This is a genomic window from Mesorhizobium sp. BR1-1-15, from assembly GCF_020165475.1.
In the GTDB taxonomy this organism is placed as follows: domain Bacteria; phylum Pseudomonadota; class Alphaproteobacteria; order Rhizobiales; family Rhizobiaceae; genus Mesorhizobium.
In genome coordinates, this window is the sequence record NZ_JAIUIF010000014.1 from 136,533 (window position 1) to 154,611 (window position 18,079).

Annotated in this window: 5 protein-coding genes and 1 pseudogene; 4 read left to right on the top strand and 2 right to left on the bottom strand. The window is 64.4% G+C overall.

Annotated features, from left to right (window positions below; translation table 11 throughout):
* Positions 1 to 205: 205 nt before the first annotated feature.
* Both LB541_RS22150 and LB541_RS22155 read right to left on the bottom strand, forming a co-directional pair.
* The gene (locus tag LB541_RS22150) at positions 206 to 6,259 is read right to left on the bottom strand and encodes a translocation/assembly module TamB domain-containing protein (RefSeq protein WP_224619595.1); all 6,054 of its coding nucleotides are present in this window, start codon (positions 6,257 to 6,259) and stop codon (positions 206 to 208) included.
* Between the two features lie 2 nt (positions 6,260 to 6,261).
* On the bottom strand, positions 6,262 to 8,187 hold the full coding sequence (locus LB541_RS22155; RefSeq protein ID WP_140521247.1) for an autotransporter assembly complex protein TamA: 1,926 nt from the start codon (positions 8,185 to 8,187) through the stop codon (positions 6,262 to 6,264).
* 273 nt (positions 8,188 to 8,460) lie between these two features.
* On the opposite strand from LB541_RS22155, the gene LB541_RS22160 reads away from it, so the two are divergent.
* The 4 genes and pseudogenes from LB541_RS22160 to LB541_RS22180 all read left to right on the top strand — a co-directional run.
* Positions 8,461 to 13,959, top strand: a complete 5,499-nt coding sequence (locus LB541_RS22160; protein WP_224619596.1) for an alpha-2-macroglobulin family protein — start codon at positions 8,461 to 8,463, stop codon at positions 13,957 to 13,959.
* Positions 13,960 to 14,171: 212 nt separating this feature from the next.
* Positions 14,172 to 16,265, top strand: a complete 2,094-nt coding sequence (gene pbpC, locus LB541_RS22165; protein ID WP_224619598.1) for a penicillin-binding protein 1C — start codon at positions 14,172 to 14,174, stop codon at positions 16,263 to 16,265.
* A 560-nt stretch (positions 16,266 to 16,825) separates the two neighbouring features.
* A complete protein-coding gene (locus LB541_RS22175; protein WP_140521250.1) occupies positions 16,826 to 17,851 on the top strand; it encodes a sulfate ABC transporter substrate-binding protein in 1,026 nt (341 codons plus the stop codon).
* A gap of 21 nt (positions 17,852 to 17,872) precedes the next feature.
* Positions 17,873 to 18,079 (top strand): annotated as a pseudogene (locus tag LB541_RS22180) (molybdate ABC transporter permease subunit); the annotation flags it as partial.

Here is an 18,079-nt window from a genome sequence, read left to right on the forward strand (position 1 = left end):
TCAAAGACGGCATGGTTGGGAACATATTGACGAATGTGCAACTTTGGAGGGGGAGCGGTTCGCGTGATAGCGACAGTCTTGGCGCAAAATTGCTAGTGCGCGACGGATTTCCACTAAATCTCTTCAGGCGATTAAACTGAGACATTGGCGCGGTTTGCGACAGGACCAGCCCTCGCCAGGATGAGGGCCAGCCCAAGTCTCCGCTTCAATATTCCTTCTCGTAGAAGATGCCGCCCTTGGCTTCGCCGGCGTCCGTCGCCTCGCCGCGCAGTTTGACGCCGCGTCCCACGTTGAGGTCGATCGTGGCCTTGCCCGAGCCCGGCTTGTCGCCTTTCTGGATCGTCACATAGGTGCGGTCGTTGAGGTACTTGCCGGCAGAAACCGCCGTGCCGCCTTTTTCGTCGGTGGTGACATCAAGATCGTCGACGCCGATCGCGTTGCGAAGGTTTTCCAGCAGCGACGTCGAGCCGCCGACACCGGCGAGTTGCCCGGCGGCTTCGGCCAGTTGCGCGATCTGCAGCGGCGACAGGTTCGACATGGACCGCCCGAAGATCAGTTGCGCCAGCACCTCGTCCTCGGGCAGCGCCGGCACCGAGGTGAAGGTGAATTTCGGATTGGTCGCCTCGCCCGACACCACGATGGTGACGGTTGCGCTGCTCGTGGTCGTTGTCGCGGTCAGGTTGAGATAGGGCACCAGCGAGCCAGAAAAGCCGACCGTGCCCTCGGTGAAGGTCAGCCGCTTGCCGAGAATCGACAGCCGCCCGCGTTGCAGCGTGAAAGTGCCGACCGCTTGCGGCGATGAGGCCGGACCGGTCAGCCTGAGCGAGCCGCCGAGTTCGGCGTCCACGCCCCTGCCCTGGATGAAGATCTGGTTCGGCGCGTTGACGGTGACATCCAGCACAAGGCCGCTGCCACCCGTCTTGCCGCTGGTCGTGGCCGGGCGCAATGCCTTGTCCTGCGCCCTCACCGCGCCGGGCGCGTTCTTGTGTTTGACATCGAGCGCCGAAAGCGAACCTGGCAATTTGTCCGGAACGGTGATCACGGTCTTGGCAAGGTTGACGGTGCCGGCAATCACCGGCGCCGACGTCAGCGGTCCTTTGATCGTCAGGTCGCCGCCAAGATTGGCGGTGACCACCCGCCCATCGGTGTAGCGGCCGTCGGTGAGCTTGATCGACAGATCGGCCGGGAACCCCTGCGCCGGATTGATACCGACCGTGCCGCTGGCCGACAGGCTGCCGCGCGTCGACAGCGTCCCGGTCAGCCGGTTGATCCTGGCGACGCCATTGCCGATGGAAATTTCGGCTGCGATGTCGTTGACCGCAAGCCCGGAACGCGCGTCGAGCAGGCGGGCGCCCGACGTGCTGATGCTGCCGCCGATGACCGGCGATGTCGCGGGACCGCGTACCTGCACATTGACACTCGCGGTCCCCGTCAGCGACAGGCCTTGCGCGGCGAGCCTCTGACTGAGGATGCCGAACGGCACGGCGCCATTGAAGTCAAGCGCGAGCGCCGGCGTGCCTGATGTCGTCACCGTGCCGCCCCCCTTGAGACCAAGGCCGGCCCCATCGCTGACATTGGCGTTGAAGGTCAGCTTGTTGCCGGCAAAGGTGCCGGAGGAAGAGACACTCACCGCACCGACCCCCGCGCCGCGGGTCTGCGAAGTCTGCACGCCGGCAGCGTCGAGGTTGAACGCCACACTGGGGCTGGCTGGTGCCCCGGTGACCTTCACCGTGCCCGAAATCGAACCGGCGGCATCGAGACCCCGCGAAAAACTGTTGGCAAGCGAGATCGGCACCCGCGCCAGCGCCGCGTTGATGTCGAGCGCCTGCCCGATCTTGCCGGTCACCGTCGCCGTGCCGCCGCCCAGGTTGAGCACCAGCCTGTCCAGCGTCGTCGTGCCATTGGCGATGGTGACGGTCGAAGCCTGCGCGATGGCAGCCTTTATGCCTTGGACGGTCGCCTCGCCGGAAGCAAGCTCTATGGTCGTCGTGCCGTTTGCCGCCTTCACGCGGCCCGCGGCCCTCGCCGGAATTCCTTTCACCGTCGCGCCGCCGGAAAAGCCGGTCCAGTCGCCGTCACGCTTCAGGTCGACATCGATGCCGCTGATCACCGTGCCGCCCGACGTGACGGTGTCGGCATGGATTTTTCCGGAGATGACCGGAGCGGCGAGGTAATTGGCGATCAATGCGTCGATCGACACGGCCTTCGCCTGAAGATCGCCGCGCGTGACCGAGGCGGTCGTAGCCTTGATGGCGACCTGCGGTGCGGCACCGTTCTTCGAGAACGCAATCGTGCCGCGCACATCACCTTCCGCTTTTTCCAGCGCCAGTGCGGCAAGCGGTCCTATATCGGGCAGGTCGAGAGAGATCGTGCCTTCGGGTATGAACTTGTCGTCCAGCGCCAGGTCGCCGGAAATCCTGTTTTGGCCCAGCGACAAAAGCAGGCCATTGATGGCGCTCTTGCCGTCCGCGGTCGCCAGCACCGCACTGCCTTGCAAGGATTGGCCCGCGACATTGCCTGTCAGCTGCACATTGGCCGCCGGCTTGGCCGCGTCGGCTTTGCCGGTGGCGGTTAGTCTGAGCCCGGTGATCTCGCGCGACGCCACCGAAAGCTTGTCGCTGTCGACGGTCAGCGACAGATCCGGCGCGGTCGCCGGGCCCTGCGCATTCAGCGCAAAGGCGATAGCGCCTTTGGCATCCTTCGACAGCAGCGAAACATCGCCCAGCACGCCCTTGATGTCGGCGGCCAGCGTATTGTCGGCAAGGCTCGCCTGCCCCTGTGCGGTCAGCGCGCCGGAGGCCAGCGTCAATCCGCCTATGGCGATATTACCGTTGGGCTCGCGCTTCAGCGTGGCGCTCAACTGCGCCCGTTCGCCAAGCATGCCGCGTGCTGCGGCCGGCAGGGCCGACGATGGAGCATCCGCCTTCAGCTTGAGGTCGATGGCGCCGTCACGCAGCGACACCAGGCCGGCGACCTGGCTGTTGAGCGCGTCGCTTTTGAGCGAGCCGCTGTCGATGGCGACAGCGTCGGCTGACAGGCGCCCGCTGAGCGCGGCCGTGACCTTGCCGGCGATCAGCGGCGCGATGGTGGGATTGTCGAGCCCAACCCTATCCACCGAAACTGTGCCCGAAACCGGCCCGGCGCGGTTCTTCAGATCGAACGCATCCGAGTGCAATGCCAGGCTCAGTCCGTCCACCTTCGCCGGTCTCGTGGCGATCGAGGGCAGGATCGCGGACATATCCAATCGGGCCCGCGTGCTCTCGCCCGCCACCTTTGCCGACAGCGACCGGACCTCGATCTTGATGGGACTCTCGGCGCTTCCGACCGTGAGCGGCAGACTTGGACCGGATGAGACGAGGTCAAGGGCGAAATCGCTGGCGCCGTTCGGATTGATCGTGCCGGCGGCTTGACCGGAAACCTTGTCACCGGAGAGCGTCGCGTGGTCGAGGACGACGCCGCCGGCCATGGTGTAGCTGCCGGCCGCGTCGACTGCGAGCTGCCCAAGCCCGGTCTGACGGGTTTGGCTTGTTTCGACATCGGCCAGTTGCACATTGAACCGGACGTCCGGAGCCGACGGCGAGCCCGTTACCTCAGCGCTGCCATCAAGCGTTCCAGCGGCATCGAGGCCGGGCGAAAAGCCGTTGGCAAGGGCAGCCGGCAAGGCGGAGACCTTTGCCGCGAGATCGAGCGTCTGGCCGGCGGTACCGGACAGCGCCACCGAGCCGCCGCCGACATCGAGCGCTAATTTTTCGATGCTGGTGGTGCCATCAGCGATACTGAGCATAGATGGCTCGGCAATTGCCGCCTTGATGCCGCGAATCGTAGCCTCGCCCGAGGCGATCTCGACGCTGGTGACGCCATCGGCGATCTTCACGCGCCCCGCCGCCTTCGCTGGAATGCCGGATACGGTGGCGCCGCCGGAAAAATTCGTCCAGTCTCCGTCGCGCTTCAGATCGACGATGATGCCGCCGACTTGGGTGGTCCCCGACGTCACAGCATCGGCCTTGATCGAGCCTGAAATCGCCGGCGCCTTGAGATAGTTGGCAATCAAGGCATTGACGGCGATTGTGCTGGCCGTCACCTCGCCGCGCGCGATCGACGTGCTCTTCGCGTCAATGGCAACGGAGGGCACGTCGCCACTCTTGGCAAAGCGAATGGTGCCGTTGATGTCGCCGGTCACCGCCTGGCCGGCCAGCGCCGCAAGCTGATCGATTGCAGGCGCAGAAAGAATGAGCGTGCCCAGCGGCATGAACTTGTCATCCAGTGCCAGATCGCCCGACACCTTGTTGTCACCCAGCGACACCGCAAAGCCATTGATCGAGCGCTTGCCTTCGCTCGTCACCAGCGCCGCCTTGATGTCGAGCGGCTGGTCGTTGACGGCGCCGGTCAGCGAAACATTGGCGGAAGGGCTAGCAATGTCGGCCTTGCCGCTCGCGGTCAGCTTGATCGACTTCACCGTGCGGCCCGAGGCCGTCAGGCTATCGCTGTTGGCGGAAACCGTGAAATCCGGCGCGGTCATGGCGCCGCTTGCCGACAGGGCGAAATCGACACCGCCCTCGACCGGGACGCCGACCGTCGGCGACAGCACCGAAACATCCCCCAGCCTGCCTTTGATATCGGCCAGGATGTCGGTACCTTGCATGCTGGCGGTACCGCTGGCGCTGAGCGAACCGGACGTGAGTTCGATCGAGTTGGCGGCGAACGAGCCCTGCGGATCGCGCGACGCTGTGGCCGAGAACTTCACCCGCCCGCCGAGCACCGAGGCGATCTGCTGCGGGAAGGCGGTCGCCACGGCATCGGCATTCATCTTGAGCTGCATCGACAGGTCGGCGAGCGCCACGGTCGCCGTCAGCGAGGCATTGAGCGCATCGGACCGGAGCGTGCCCTGATCGATGACAATGGCGTCCTTGCTGAGGGAACCAGCCAGGCCGACATCGACCTTGCCAGTGACCAGCGGCGCCAGCGTCGCGACGTCGGTTTTCAGGCCACCGGACCCAAGCTTGACGGTAACCGGCCCGGTGCGGTTCTGGATGTCGAAACCGTCGGAGTGTATCTGCGCCGCCAGGTCGTCTAGCCGCGTGCCGCCGACGACGATCGAAACGAAGGAGGCGCCGATATCGACGACCGGCGCCTTGCCGTCGCCGAACGCCCGGGCGGTGGCATTCTTGATCGCCAGCGTGATCGGCTGCGCCTTGCTGCCGACGCTAACCACCACGGGTGGCCCCTTGGCGGCGAGTTCGACCGAAAGATCGCTGGCTCCGGCGGGATCGACGATACCGGTCGCGGTGCCGTGCACGGCATCACTGTCGATGTTGGCCCGGTCGACACTGATCCCGCCCGCCGTCGTGGCAGTGCCCGCCATATCGAAGCTGGTCTTACCGGCAAACAATGGTTTCAGGTTCTCCGGCAGGAAGCGGGCGAAATCGCCGTCGCCCTTGGCTTCGAGATAGTTACCCTTGTCGGTGAGCTGATGGCGGCCGGTGAGCTGGGTTACGATCCGATGATCGACAAGGAAGGTACCGACGCCACTCCAGTTGGCCAGCGGCCCGGTGCCCGAGACGACGATGTCGACCGGCGGCGTGTCCGGCAGATTGAGCAGATTGGCGATGATGCCGCCGGCCGGTTCCGACGCCTTGAGGTTGAGGTCGAGCTTGTTGTCCGCTGGCGCGAAATGGATCTGCGCGTCGACATTGCCCTGTTTGCCGTCATGGCGGGTAATGTTGAGCACCGTCTCGACCGACAGCGGTGCGGCGTCGGCCTTCACCGAGGCCTTGGCGGCGAGTTCGGCGATGCCGCTGCCGGCCAGTTGTTGGCCGAGCGCGACTTCCGGCAAGTCGATCTGCTTGATATCAATGGAAACCGGCAGCGTCGTCGCGCCGCCTTGCGCCGGCTGCTGCGTGCCGGCCACCGGCAGACGCGCAAGTTCGATGCGCTCCGCCGCGATGCGGTCGGCGCTGAAGTTTTTGGACAACAGTGCCAGCGGCGACCAGTCGATGGCCACCTTGCGCGCCACCAGCCAGGCGCCCTCGCGGTCCTCCAGCACGACATGGTCGACACTGAGCGCGCCCGACCAGATACCGTCGATGCCGCTGACGGTGACCTTACGCTCGTCGCTCGAGGCCAGGCGCGAAATGATGCCGGCGAGATTGTCGCGTCCACGCTCGGTCTTGGTCAGCACGAAAAGCGCGCCGATGGCGCCTGCTACCACGATCAGCAGCGTGTAGAGAAAAATGCGAAGGATGCGCCAGACCGTCTTCATGTTCAAAACGCTTGGCCAATGCCGGCATAGATGCCGAAATGAGGGTCGCCTGGGTCGCGGTTGAGCGGCACGGCGGCGTCGATACGCAGCGGCCCGAATGGCGTCACATAGCGCAAGCCGACACCGGCGCCCACCTTGACGTCGGAAAAATCGGGGAACGACTTCGTCGATACCGTGCCGGCATCGACGAACGGTACGATGCCGATCGTGTCGGTGATGGCGATACGCATCTCAACCGAGGTCTCGAAGAAGGACAGGCCGCCGATCGGCTGGCCGGTGAAATCCTTGGGGCCGATGCCTTGATAGGCATAGCCGCGCACCGAGCCGCCGCCGCCGGAATAGAAACGCCGGTCAGCAGGCACGTTCTGCAGGCTGGTGCCGACGATCGAGCCAAGTGCGACACGTTCCGCCAGCACGAATTTCGAAGCGGTATCCAGCGACTGATAGGCCGATCCCTCGCCCTTCAGCTTGAGGAAGGCGGCACCGCTCAATATGTCGTAGCTCGGCTCGGCATAGGCCAGCAACCTGAAGCCCTTGGTCGGGTTCAGCCTGACGTCCCTGTTGTCATAGACATATTGCAGCGGGATGCTGGCGATCAGGTATTTATGTTTGCCAAAGGAATCGTGGATGCGTGAATAGTCGAGCGCGACCTCGGCCGACACGGTTTGGTTCTTGGTCAGTTCATAGGACAGGCCGGTGTTGCCCTTGACCGAGAAATGGTCGTAGGCGTCGGGATGTTCGAGCACGGTCTTGATGCCGGCGAAGAATTTAGATGCCGGCCCGATCACGCCGGGTTTCTCGAACATGATGCCGGCATTGTAGTTCAATTCGGACAGGTCATTGCTGCCGATGCCGCTGATGGCTCCGTCGATGCGCAGCTTCTCGGCCCGGCCGAACAGGTTGCGATGGCCCCAATACCCCTCCAGCCCCAGCCCTTCCGTATTCGAGAAGGTGCCGCCCAGTCCGAAATAACGCGGCTTGCGCTCGCTGACTTGGACGCCGATCGGAATGTTGCCCTCGGCATCGAGCTTGTCGGCCTCCTTGAAAGTCACGCTGTTGAAGACCTCGAGCGCCAGCAGCCTGTCGCGCGCATCGTCGATCTCCTGAGGCGAGTATTGCCGGCCACGTTTCAGCCCGGTCATGTATTCGGTGAAGTCGCGGTCGACCTTCTCGGTGCCTTCCACCGTGGTCGCGCCATAGCCGGCGACTGGCCCGGCAGCAACCGTCAGCGTCACGTCGAGGGTCGACGTGTCATGGTCGGCGACGATGTGCCTGCTGGTCACCTCGGCCAGCGGCCTGCCCTGCTCCTTCAGCGTGCGCACGATCAGCGCCTCGGCCTTGAGCACCGCGCCAGACCCAGCGTCGCCGCCTGATATCAGGCCGTAATCGGCGCTCATCAGTCCAGCGGCGTCACCCTCCAGCCGGATATCGCCGAGGGTGAATTTGGGACCCGCGGCGATGTTGACGGCCACGGGAATGGGCTGCGGACCCTTGAATTCGGCGTCCGGCGGCAATTCGTCCAGCGGCTTGCCCTCGATGGTGATGGTGACGACGCCTTCGTAGCGGGCATCGGCGTAGAGCGCCGCCACAAGCTGTTCTCGATCGCTGCGCGCCTTGGCCATCAGACCGAGCGAGCCGGAGACGGGATGGTCTTCGTCGCTCTTCAGCGCCGAGGCGTTTTCGAGCTTTTTTACCAGGTCCTTGTCGGCGTCGGGCGCGGAGATGGTCACGGCGTAGCGCATCGGATCGACGATGTCGGCATCCTCATCGCTCGATGAGCCCCACAGCTTGATGCCGAAGATTTCGAAGGCGGCCGCCGGTCCCAGCCCGGCGATCAGCGAGCAGCAGATCACGGCCAGAAGCAGCGCGCGCGAAAGCACGCGCTTTGGCTCGGTACCCCCTGACATCTGCCTTTCATACGCCGGCATTAAGACAACCTACTTTACAAACCTAAAATTGGAATGAAGTTCTGAAGCGCTCGTAAAGGGGCCACAATCCAATTGTCTGAAATAGGACGGGCTTGGAATTCACACCTTTTGCATTGCCGCAAGAATGCGTGATCCCCTGTCCTATGGAGGTACTACCGGCTGTTGGCCGGAAAGGAAACCGTTGGCAGGCGGAACCCTGCCGCGTCCTCATGTTGACAAGCCTGAGTGAAGCTTGAACATGCCCGGACGTCTGCAAATTGTCTGGAGGGTGTTATGGCAATGCGCGCGGCTCGTCGTCTGTCTTTCCTGATCCTTCTCTTCTTCGCCTGGGCCAATGTCTTGGCCTGGGGTAACGTCGCGCAAGCGGCCGAAGCACGGCGAGTCGCAACGACCGACAATTCCGACTATTTCGGTTTCGACCTCCGGTCCGACCAGAACGTCACGCTCGATCAATGCAAGACCACCTGCCTGGGCGATCCCGCCTGCCGCGCCTTCACCTATAACACCAAGGCCAAATGGTGCTTCCTCAAATCCGATTATAACCAGTTGAAGCCCTTCAACGGCGCGGTCGCGGGCAAGGTCGTCAATATCGACGGCGACCCCGACATCGGCGCGCCGCCGGAACTCGCCTTCTTCCCCAACTGGATGGCTGACCAGGCCCAGCAATACCGTAACCGGCTGCTCGGCCCGGCCTATGACAGGCCGACCGAGGGCATGGCCGCGCTGACCACGGCGGCCGAGCAGGCGGTGCTCACCGGCGATCATCGCACTGCCGTGCAGAAATACGAGGCCGCGGTCTCTGTCATGCCCGACGATGGCCAGCTCTGGCTCAACCTGGCGCGCGAAACGCTTGCCGTGCAGCCGGCGGCCAACACATCCGAGGCCTCCACCTTGCCGGCAAACGGTACGTCGGCCGCCTTCAATGCCTACAAGCTCCTGCGTACAGCCAGGACGCGGGCGGAGACGCTGGCGCTCATCGGCTCCGGCCTCGACAAGCGCGACCTCTATCGCCCCGCCCTGCAGGCCTATGAAGCCAGCCTTGCCCTGGTACCTTCGCCTGCGGTCCAGGCCGACTATTCTGATCTCAAGGCTCGCAAGGGTTTCCGCGTCATCGACCACACCGTCGATGCCGACACCAGCGCCCCGCGCATCTGCGCCCAATTCTCCGAGGAATTGGTCAAGACCGGCGTCGATTACGCACAATTCGTCACCGTCGACAACCAGCCGCCCAAAGGCGTTGAAGCCAAGGACAAGCAGATTTGCGTCGAAGGACTGGAACACGGCCAGCATTATGACGTGACCTTCCGCGCCGGCCTGCCGGCCGCCATCGGCGAAGTGACCGCCGCGCCCGTCGTGCTGTCGATCTACGTGCAGGACCGTGCGCCTTCGGCCCGCTTCACCGGCGACAGCTTCGTGCTGCCGGCCGGCGCGCGCCGCGGCATCCCCGTCGTCACTGTCAACATGAACGCCGCCGAGATGAAGCTCTATCGCATCGGCGACCGCTCGCTGGCCCAGCTTCTGTCCGGCTACCAGTTCCTGCATCAGCTCGACAGCTACGACATCTCAAACATTTCCGAGCAGATGGGCGAGCCGGTCTGGGAAGGCCAGCTCGACATCGCCAACGACCTGAACAAGGAGGTCACCACCTCCTTCCCGGTCGACGAGGCGCTGCCGCGGCGCAAGCCCGGCGTCTATGTGCTGACTGCCCAGGCTGTCAGCGAGAAGAGCGACGACTACAACTCGATGGCCACGCAATGGTTCGTCGTTTCCGACATCGGCCTCTCGACCTATACCGGTCAGGACGGGCTCAATGTCTATGCCCGTTCGCTGGGCAGCGCCAAGCCGATAGCGGGCGCCGAACTGACGCTGGTTGCCCGCAACAACGAGATCCTCGGCACCGCGACTTCGGATGCCGATGGTCATGCCGTGTTCAATCCCGGCCTAACACGCGGCGACGGCGGCATGGTGCCGGCCGTGCTGATGGCCAGGCAGGGCGATAACGACTTTGTCTTCCTCGACATGGCCCGCGCCGGTTTCGACCTGTCCGACCGCGGCGTCACTGGACGCGCAGCGCCGGGCGCGCTCGATATCTACGCCTGGACCGAGCGCGGCATCTACCGCGCCGGCGAGGAGGTGCATGTTGCGGCTCTTGCCCGTGACGGCGCCGCCAAGGCGGTCGAGAACCTGCCGCTGACCTTTATCTTCTCGCGCCCGGACGGCGTCGAGGATCGCCGCGTCGTCAGCGATGGCGCGTCAGCCGGCGGGCACGCCGTCGATCTGCCGCTCCAGCCAAACGCCATGCGCGGCACCTGGTCGGTATCGATCTATACCGATCCCAAGCAACCGGCCGTCGCCAGCCAGATGTTCCTGGTCGAGGATTTCGTGCCGGACCGCATCGAATTCGACATGAAGGCCGACAAGCAGGAGATCGCGCAGGGCGAAACCGCCAACATCACCGTCGACGGCCGCTTTCTCTATGGCGCACCGGCTGCTGGCCTCGCGCTCGAAGGCGAACTGACCCTGTCGACCGCGCGTGACTGGGACCGCTTCAACGGCTATTCCTTTGGCCTTGCCGACGAGCAGTCGTCGGAACCGACCGTCACCCCGTTCACCGATCTTCCGGTGGTCGGCGAGGATGGCAAGGCGACCTTCCCGGTCTCCGTCGAGCAACTGCCGTCGACCACGAAGCTCATCGACGCCAAGGTGACGGTCCGTATGCGTGAGACCGGCGGCCGCGCAATCGAGCGCTCGCTTAATATCGGCATCCGCCCGCAAGGCCACATGATCGGCATCCGGCCGGACTTTGCCGATGATGAAGTGCCGCAGGGCGGCACGGCGAAATTCAGCCTGATCGCCGTCGACCCCGACGGCCAGCGCGAGGCGCTGAAAGGTGCGCAATGGTCGCTGGTCAAGGTCGAGCGCAATTACCAGTGGTACCGCTCCAACAACTCATGGAATTACGAACCCGTCACCTTCACCAAATCGATCGCCAATGGCCAAGTCGACCTTGGCGCCGACGGCGAGGCGACAGTGTCGATCCCGGTCGACTGGGGCCGCTACCGGCTCGAGGTCGAGACAGCGGATCCGGAAGGACCCGCGACCAGTTATGAGTTCGATGGCGGCTGGTATGTCTCCTCCACCACCACCGAAACGCCTGATGGTCTCGAGATCGCCCTCGACAAGGGCAATTATGCCGCCGGCGAAGTGGCCAGGCTCAAGGTCTCGCCGCATTTTGCCGGCGAACTTCTGGTCAACATCGGTTCCGACAAGCTGTTGAAGACCGTCACGGCATCGGTGCCGGCCGGCGGCGGCACGGTCGACATCCCGGTCGGCGACGACTGGGGCGCCGGCGCCTATGTCACGGCAACCCTGTTCCGGCCTGGCGACGCGCAGGAAAGCCGCATGCCGGCCCGCGCCATCGGCGTGAAATGGCTGAAGGTCGATCCGGGCTCGAAGAAGCTCGCCGTCACCCTTACCCCGCCGGACAAGACCATGCCGCGCCAGCAGCTGTCGATCCCGGTCGCGGTCGCCGGCGTAGAGCCCGGCAGCAACGCCTATGTCACTGTCGCCGCCGTCGATGTCGGCATCCTCAACCTGACCAACTACAAGGCGCCGGATCCTGAGAACTGGTTTTTCGGCCAGCGCATGCTGGGCATGGAAATCCGTGATCTCTACGGCCGCCTGATCGACGGCTCTCTCGGCACCATGGGCAAGCTCAGGACCGGCGGCGACGGCGCCAACATGCAGGCGCAGGGCAGTCCGCCGACCGAAAAGCTGGTCGCCTTCTTCTCCGGCCCGGTGCAGCTCGATGCCGACGGCAAAGCACGCGTCGACTTCGACATTCCGCAGTTCAACGGCACGGTTCGCGTCATGGCCGTCGCCTGGACCAAGGAAGCGGTCGGCCACGCCCAGTCGGACGTGATCGTGCGCGATCCGGTGGTGATCACCGCCGGCCTGCCGCGCTTCCTGGCGCCCGGCGACGCCGCCGTCATGCGGCTCGACATTGCGGACACCGACGGTCCGGCCGGCGACTATGCGCTGTCGATCGACACGACGGGGGACCTCTCGACGGGCGACAAGCCCCTGCCCCAGAAACTGACGCTGGCGCAGGGCAAGCGCCAGACCCTGATCGTGCCGCTGATCGCACAGACGGCAGGCAATGCCTCGCTCACCATCAAGCTAGCGCACGCCGATGGCACCAAGGTCGAGCAGACGCTCTACGTGCCGGTCCGTCCGGCACAACTGCCGGTCACCACCCGCATGGTGGTCGACCTCAAGGGCGATGGCGGCGCGCTGCGCGTCGACAAGGAGCTTTTGGCGGCAAGCCTGCTCCACGGCGCTTCGGTCAGTGTCGGCGTTTCGCAGGCGGCGGCCTTCGATGTGCCTTCGCTCCTGATGACGCTCGACCGCTACCCCTATGGTTGCGCCGAGCAAACCACCAGCCGGGCGATGCCCCTGCTCTATGTCAACGAAATGGCCTCGGGCGTCGGCATGCAGAGCGATCCCGACCTGCATGGCCGCATCCAGGACGCGATCTACAAGGTGCTGAGCTACCAGGCTTCGGGCGGCAGCTTCGGCCTGTGGGGCCCGGGCTCCGGCGATCTGTGGCTCGACGCCTATGTCACCGACTTCCTGACCAGGGCGCGCGAGCAGAAATACGATGTACCGGCGCTCGCCATGAACCAGGCGCTGGGCAATCTGCAGAACTCGCTCGGCTACGACCAGAGCGTACAGGACCGCGGCAGCGAGATCGCTTACGCGCTCTACGTGCTTGCCCGCAACAAGAAGGCCTCGATCGGCGATCTGCGCTATTACGCGGACACCCAGCTCGAGGCCTTCACCAGCCCGATGGCCGTTGCCCAGCTGGCGGCGAGCTTGGCGCTGTACGGCGACACGCAGCGTTCGGAAGCGACGTTCAAGACCGCGCTGCAGCTCGCCAAGTCGAGCACCGCCTATGACTATTATCGCTCCGACTACGGCTCGGCGCTGCGCGACGGGGCGGCAATGCTGGCGCTTGCGGCGGAATCGAAGCCGGTGCCGTCGGTCGTACCGGAGCTGATCAAGCTGGTGACCAGGGAACGCGCCGAGGTCCGCTGGACCAGCACCCAGGATGAATCCTGGATGCTGCTGGCGGCCCGCGCCCTCAGACAAGGCAATGATTCGATCACGCTTTCCGTCAACGGTGCACCGCATTCCGGCGGCTATTCCAGCCAGATCAACGGCAGCGATGTGGCCGACAGCCCGCTCACCATCGCCAACACCGGCAAGACCCCGCTGCAGGCCGTCGTCACCACCGTGGCATCGCCGGTGCAGCCCTTGCCGGCCGGGGGTGACGGGTTCACCATTGAGCGCACCTATTACAAGCTCGACGGAACCGAAGCCAATGTGACGGAGGCAACCCAGAACGAACGCTATGTCGTCGTGCTCAAGGTCAATGAACAGAACAACTGGCCTTCGCGCCTTTTGATCACCGACCTTTTGCCGGCCGGCTTCGAGATCGACAATCCCGGCCTGGTCTCCAGCGCGCAATTGTCGAACTTCTCCTGGCTGGCACAGACCGACGCCGCGCATCTGGAATTCCGCGACGACCGTTTCGTCGCCGCCTTCAACCCCAGTGACGGCGACCACGACCACAATCTGACACTCGCCTATGTCGTGCGCGCCGTGACGCCGGGCACCTACACCCATCCGGCCGCAACGGTGGAGGACATGTACCGGCCGCAATATTCGGCCCGCACCGCCACCGGCATGATGGAGGTCAAGGCGCCGTAAGGTGTCGAGGCGGACATGAACGTGAAGTTTGCGCTGCCCCTCATTGCCCTGCCGGCACCTTCTCCCCGTTTAGTGACGGGGAGAAAGGGGCCTGCACCAAGGCTTTCGCCAATTTTCAACGTTACAGAAAAGGCGCCGACGATTGCGACAGCTCCCTTCTCCCCGCCACTATGCGGGGAGAAGGTGCCGGCAGGCGGATGAGGGGCAGCGCCATGCCCTCAAGAAAATTCCTGCGCCGCGCGGCTATCGCTAGCACCTCCTTGGTGGCTGTTATTGCTGTTTCCGCCGCTACCCTGTGGCAGCTCGACCGCGCCTTCCCGCCTCCGCTTCCTGAAAAGCTTACCGTCTCGACGGAAGTCCAGGACCGCGACGGCCAGCTTTTGCGCGCCTTCGCCACGCCTGACGGCTATTGGCGGCTCGAAACCCGCCTCGACCAGGTCGACAAGCAGTTCGTCGACATGTTGGTCACCTATGAGGACAAGCGCTTCTGGAACCATGAAGGCGTCGATGTGCTGGCGCTTGCCCGCGCCGCCGGCCAGTTCGCCACCAGTGGCCACATCGTGTCCGGCGGCTCGACGCTGTCGATGCAACTCGCCCGCCTGATCGAGCCGCGCGACAGCCGCAGCCTCGGCTCCAAGCTCAAGCAGATGCTGCGCGCCATCCAGATCGAGCGGCGGCTGTCCAAGCACGAGATCCTCGAACGCTATCTGACGCTGGCGCCCTATGGCGGCAATCTCGAAGGCGTGCGCGCCGCTTCGCTCGCCTATTTCGGTAAGGAGCCGAAGCGGCTCACCGTCTCGGAAGCCGCGCTTCTCGTCGCCCTGCCGCAGCTGCCGGAGAAGCGCCGGCCCGACCGCAACCTCGCGATCGCGCACGCCGCCCGCGACCGCGTGCTGTCCCGCATGGCCTCGGCTGGCCTGCTTGGCGAACGCGAGGCCGCGCGCGCCGCGCTCGACGATGTGTCTGGCCTGCGCCGTAGCTTGCCGGCGCTCGCCGCGCACGCCGCCTATGCGATGCTGCCCAAGGCGGTTCCCGGCCAGCCGCTCAAGCTGACGATCCGCAAGAGCGTCCAGGAAGGGCTGGAACAGGTAGCGCGCGACGCCGCCGCCAAGCTTGGGGCGCGTCTCTCCGTCGCCATGGTGCTGGCCGATTCCCGCACCGGCGATATTCTGGGCGAAGTCGGCTCGGCCAATTTCTTCGACGCCAGCCGCTCCGGCTGGATCGACATGACCAAGGTCGTGCGTTCGCCGGGCTCGACGCTGAAGCCATTCATCTACGGTCTTGCCTTCGAACAGGGACTGGTGGCGCAGGAAATGCTGATCGAGGACAGCCCGGCCGATTTCGGCGGCTACCGGCCGAAGAATTTCGATATGGGCTATCAGGGCGACGTCAGCATCCGCGAGGCGCTGCAACTGTCGCTCAACGTGCCGGCGATCCGCGTGCTCGACGCGGTCGGTCCCGCGCGGCTGACGGCCCGATTCCGCCAGGCTGGGGTAAACCCGATCCTGCCGGTCAACGAGGCGCCGGGCCTGGCCATCGGCCTTGGCGGCGTTGGGATTACGCTGCGCGATCTCGTCCAGCTCTATACAGGGCTCGCCAATGGCGGCAAGACGCACACGCTGCATGATGGCACCGAGCCGGCCGATGCCGAGCGCACCACCGCGACCATCCTCGATGACCAGGCGAGCTGGCAAATCATGGACATTCTGTCGGGCGTCAAGCCGCCCGAGGGTGCATTGCAGCGCGGCGTCGCCTACAAGACCGGCACCTCCTATGGCTACCGCGATGCCTGGTCGGTCGGCTTCGACGGCCGTTACGTGCTGGGCGTCTGGGTCGGCCGGGCCGATGCAGGCGCGGTGCCTGGCCTGTCCGGCTATGTGTCGGCAGCCCCAATTCTGTTCGAGGGCTTTGTCCGCTCGGGTCTCGCCACCGTGCCGCTGCCGGGCAAGCCCCCCGGCGCCTTCACTCCTCGACGTAACGACCTGCCTGTGACGCTTGCCCGCTTCGGCGCCGGGTCCGACGGCCTGGTTCAGGCCTCGACCCCCACAGAGCCCGCGCCGACCATTATCTTTCCGCCCGACGGCGCCCGCGTCGATCTCGCCACCAACTCGGCCGACGCCTCGCCGCTGGTACTGAAGCTGCAAGGCGGGCGCGCGCCGTTCCGCTGGCTGGCCAACGGCAAGCCGCTGACCGGCATCGACCGCCGGCGCACCGCGACATGGCAACCGGACGGCACCGGCTACTCGACCTTGACCGTAATCGATGCGGCGGGACGCGCGGCAAGTGTGAAGGTGTTTGTTGAATAAGATTGCGCAAGCGATTCAGGGGATTGCGCTTCTTCGCCTGAGGTACGGCGCCTCGCGACAATACTCGCGACGCCAGTTCCTTTACCCGCAATCTCCTCCCAGCCCGCGCCGACGCCCTGCCCGCCGACTTCGTCCGCGTTGCCGGCCCCTCGATCCGCCAGGATATCCGTTACGCCGGAACGGACAATTTTCCTGTACCGCAAGCGAAGCGACGGCAAACCGCAAGCTGCTGCTCGGCGCGATGCACTCGGCCGGATTCAAGAACTATGCACGCGAATGGCGGCACCTTCACGCTGAACCACGATCCCTCCGCCAAGCAGCGCTTCGATTTCCCAGTCCAGCCGGATAGCGTGCCGACCAAATGCCACAGCCTTGCTTCGGCACCGCTTGTTCCTAGATAGGTCGATGGGGATTCGCCAAGGGGACGTTTGAGGGAAAATGTTTCTCCGCACCGCGAAATCAGGTCCAAGATTTTCTCCAAAACGACAAAAAAGGCAACATTTAATGCATCTAAATTCTACCAATTCGGTAGATTTGACGTGGGTTCAACGGAGGCAGAAATGACCAAACCTCGTTTCAGGAGACTGCTCGGCGCACTGGTCGCCACGTCTGTCCAGTTCGGCACGCTCGGTTTCGCGTTCGCCGATACCACCATTCTCAACGTGTCGTACGATCCGACACGCGAGCTCTACAAGGCTTATGACGAGGCCTTCGCCGCTCACTGGAAAGCCGAGACAGGGGAAACGGTCACCATACAGCAGTCGCACGGTGGATCGGGCGCACAGGCCCGGGCCGTGATCGACGGCCTCGACGCCGACGTGGTGACGCTGGCGCTCGAAGGCGATATCAACGCCATCGTCTCCAAGTCGAAAAAGATCAATCCGGACTGGCGCACGAAATTCGAGAACAATTCGGCACCCTACACCTCGACCATCATCTTCCTCGTCCGCAAAGGAAACCCCAAGGGCATCCACGACTGGAACGACCTGGTCAAGGACGGCGTCCAGGTGATTACGCCCAACCCGAAGACATCGGGCGGCGCACGCTGGAACTATCTCGCCGCCTGGGCTTATGCCAACGCCAATGACGGTGGCGACGAGGCCAAGACGAAGGAGTTCGTCGGCAAGCTCTATGCCAACGCTCCGGTGCTCGATACCGGTGCGCGCGGCTCGACGGTGACCTTCGCGCAAAAGGGCCTGGGCGACGTGCTGATTGCCTGGGAAAACGAGGCCTATCTAGCGCTCGACGAGTTCGGTGCCGAAAATTTCGATATCGTCTATCCCCCGACCTCGATCCTAGCCGAGCCGCCGGTCGCTTTGGTCGACGCCAATGTCGATGCCAAGGGCACGCGCAAGGTCGCCGAAGCCTATCTGGGCTGGCTCTATTCCAAGGAAGCGCAGACGATCATCGCCAAGAACCACTATCGTCCGGCCAAGCCCGATCTGGTGTCGGCAGAGGACCTGGCCAAGCTACCGCCGATCAAGCTGGTCACCATCGACGACCCACAATTCGGCGGCTGGAAGAAAGCACAGCCTTACCATTTCGGCGATGGTGGTATATTCGACCAGATCTACAAGCCCCAGTAAGCAGTCGATATTCAGGACGATATGATCACAGCACCCGCTCGGGCGGGTTGGCGGTTTCGACAGCCGAGCGTCATTCCGGGTTTCGGATTGACGCTCGGCTTCTCGCTTGCCTACCTGACCCTCATCATCCTCATTCCGCTGTCGGGGCTGGTCTGGCGCTCCGCGGCGCTGGGCTGGACCGATTTCTGGGCGATCGCCACCGACCGCCGCACCATCAACGCGCTGGAG

Excerpts from the sequence above, each read along its gene's own strand:
- LB541_RS22175 (WP_140521250.1), top strand. The coding sequence starts at position 16,826 with ATGACCAAACCTCGTTTCAGGAGACTGCTCGGCGCACTGGTCGCCACG.
- LB541_RS22150 (WP_224619595.1), bottom strand. The coding sequence starts at position 6,259 with ATGAAGACGGTCTGGCGCATCCTTCGCATTTTTCTCTACACGCTGCTG.
- pbpC (WP_224619598.1), top strand. The coding sequence starts at position 14,172 with ATGCCCTCAAGAAAATTCCTGCGCCGCGCGGCTATCGCTAGCACCTCC.
- LB541_RS22160 (WP_224619596.1), top strand. The coding sequence starts at position 8,461 with ATGGCAATGCGCGCGGCTCGTCGTCTGTCTTTCCTGATCCTTCTCTTC.
- LB541_RS22155 (WP_140521247.1), bottom strand. The coding sequence starts at position 8,187 with ATGCCGGCGTATGAAAGGCAGATGTCAGGGGGTACCGAGCCAAAGCGC.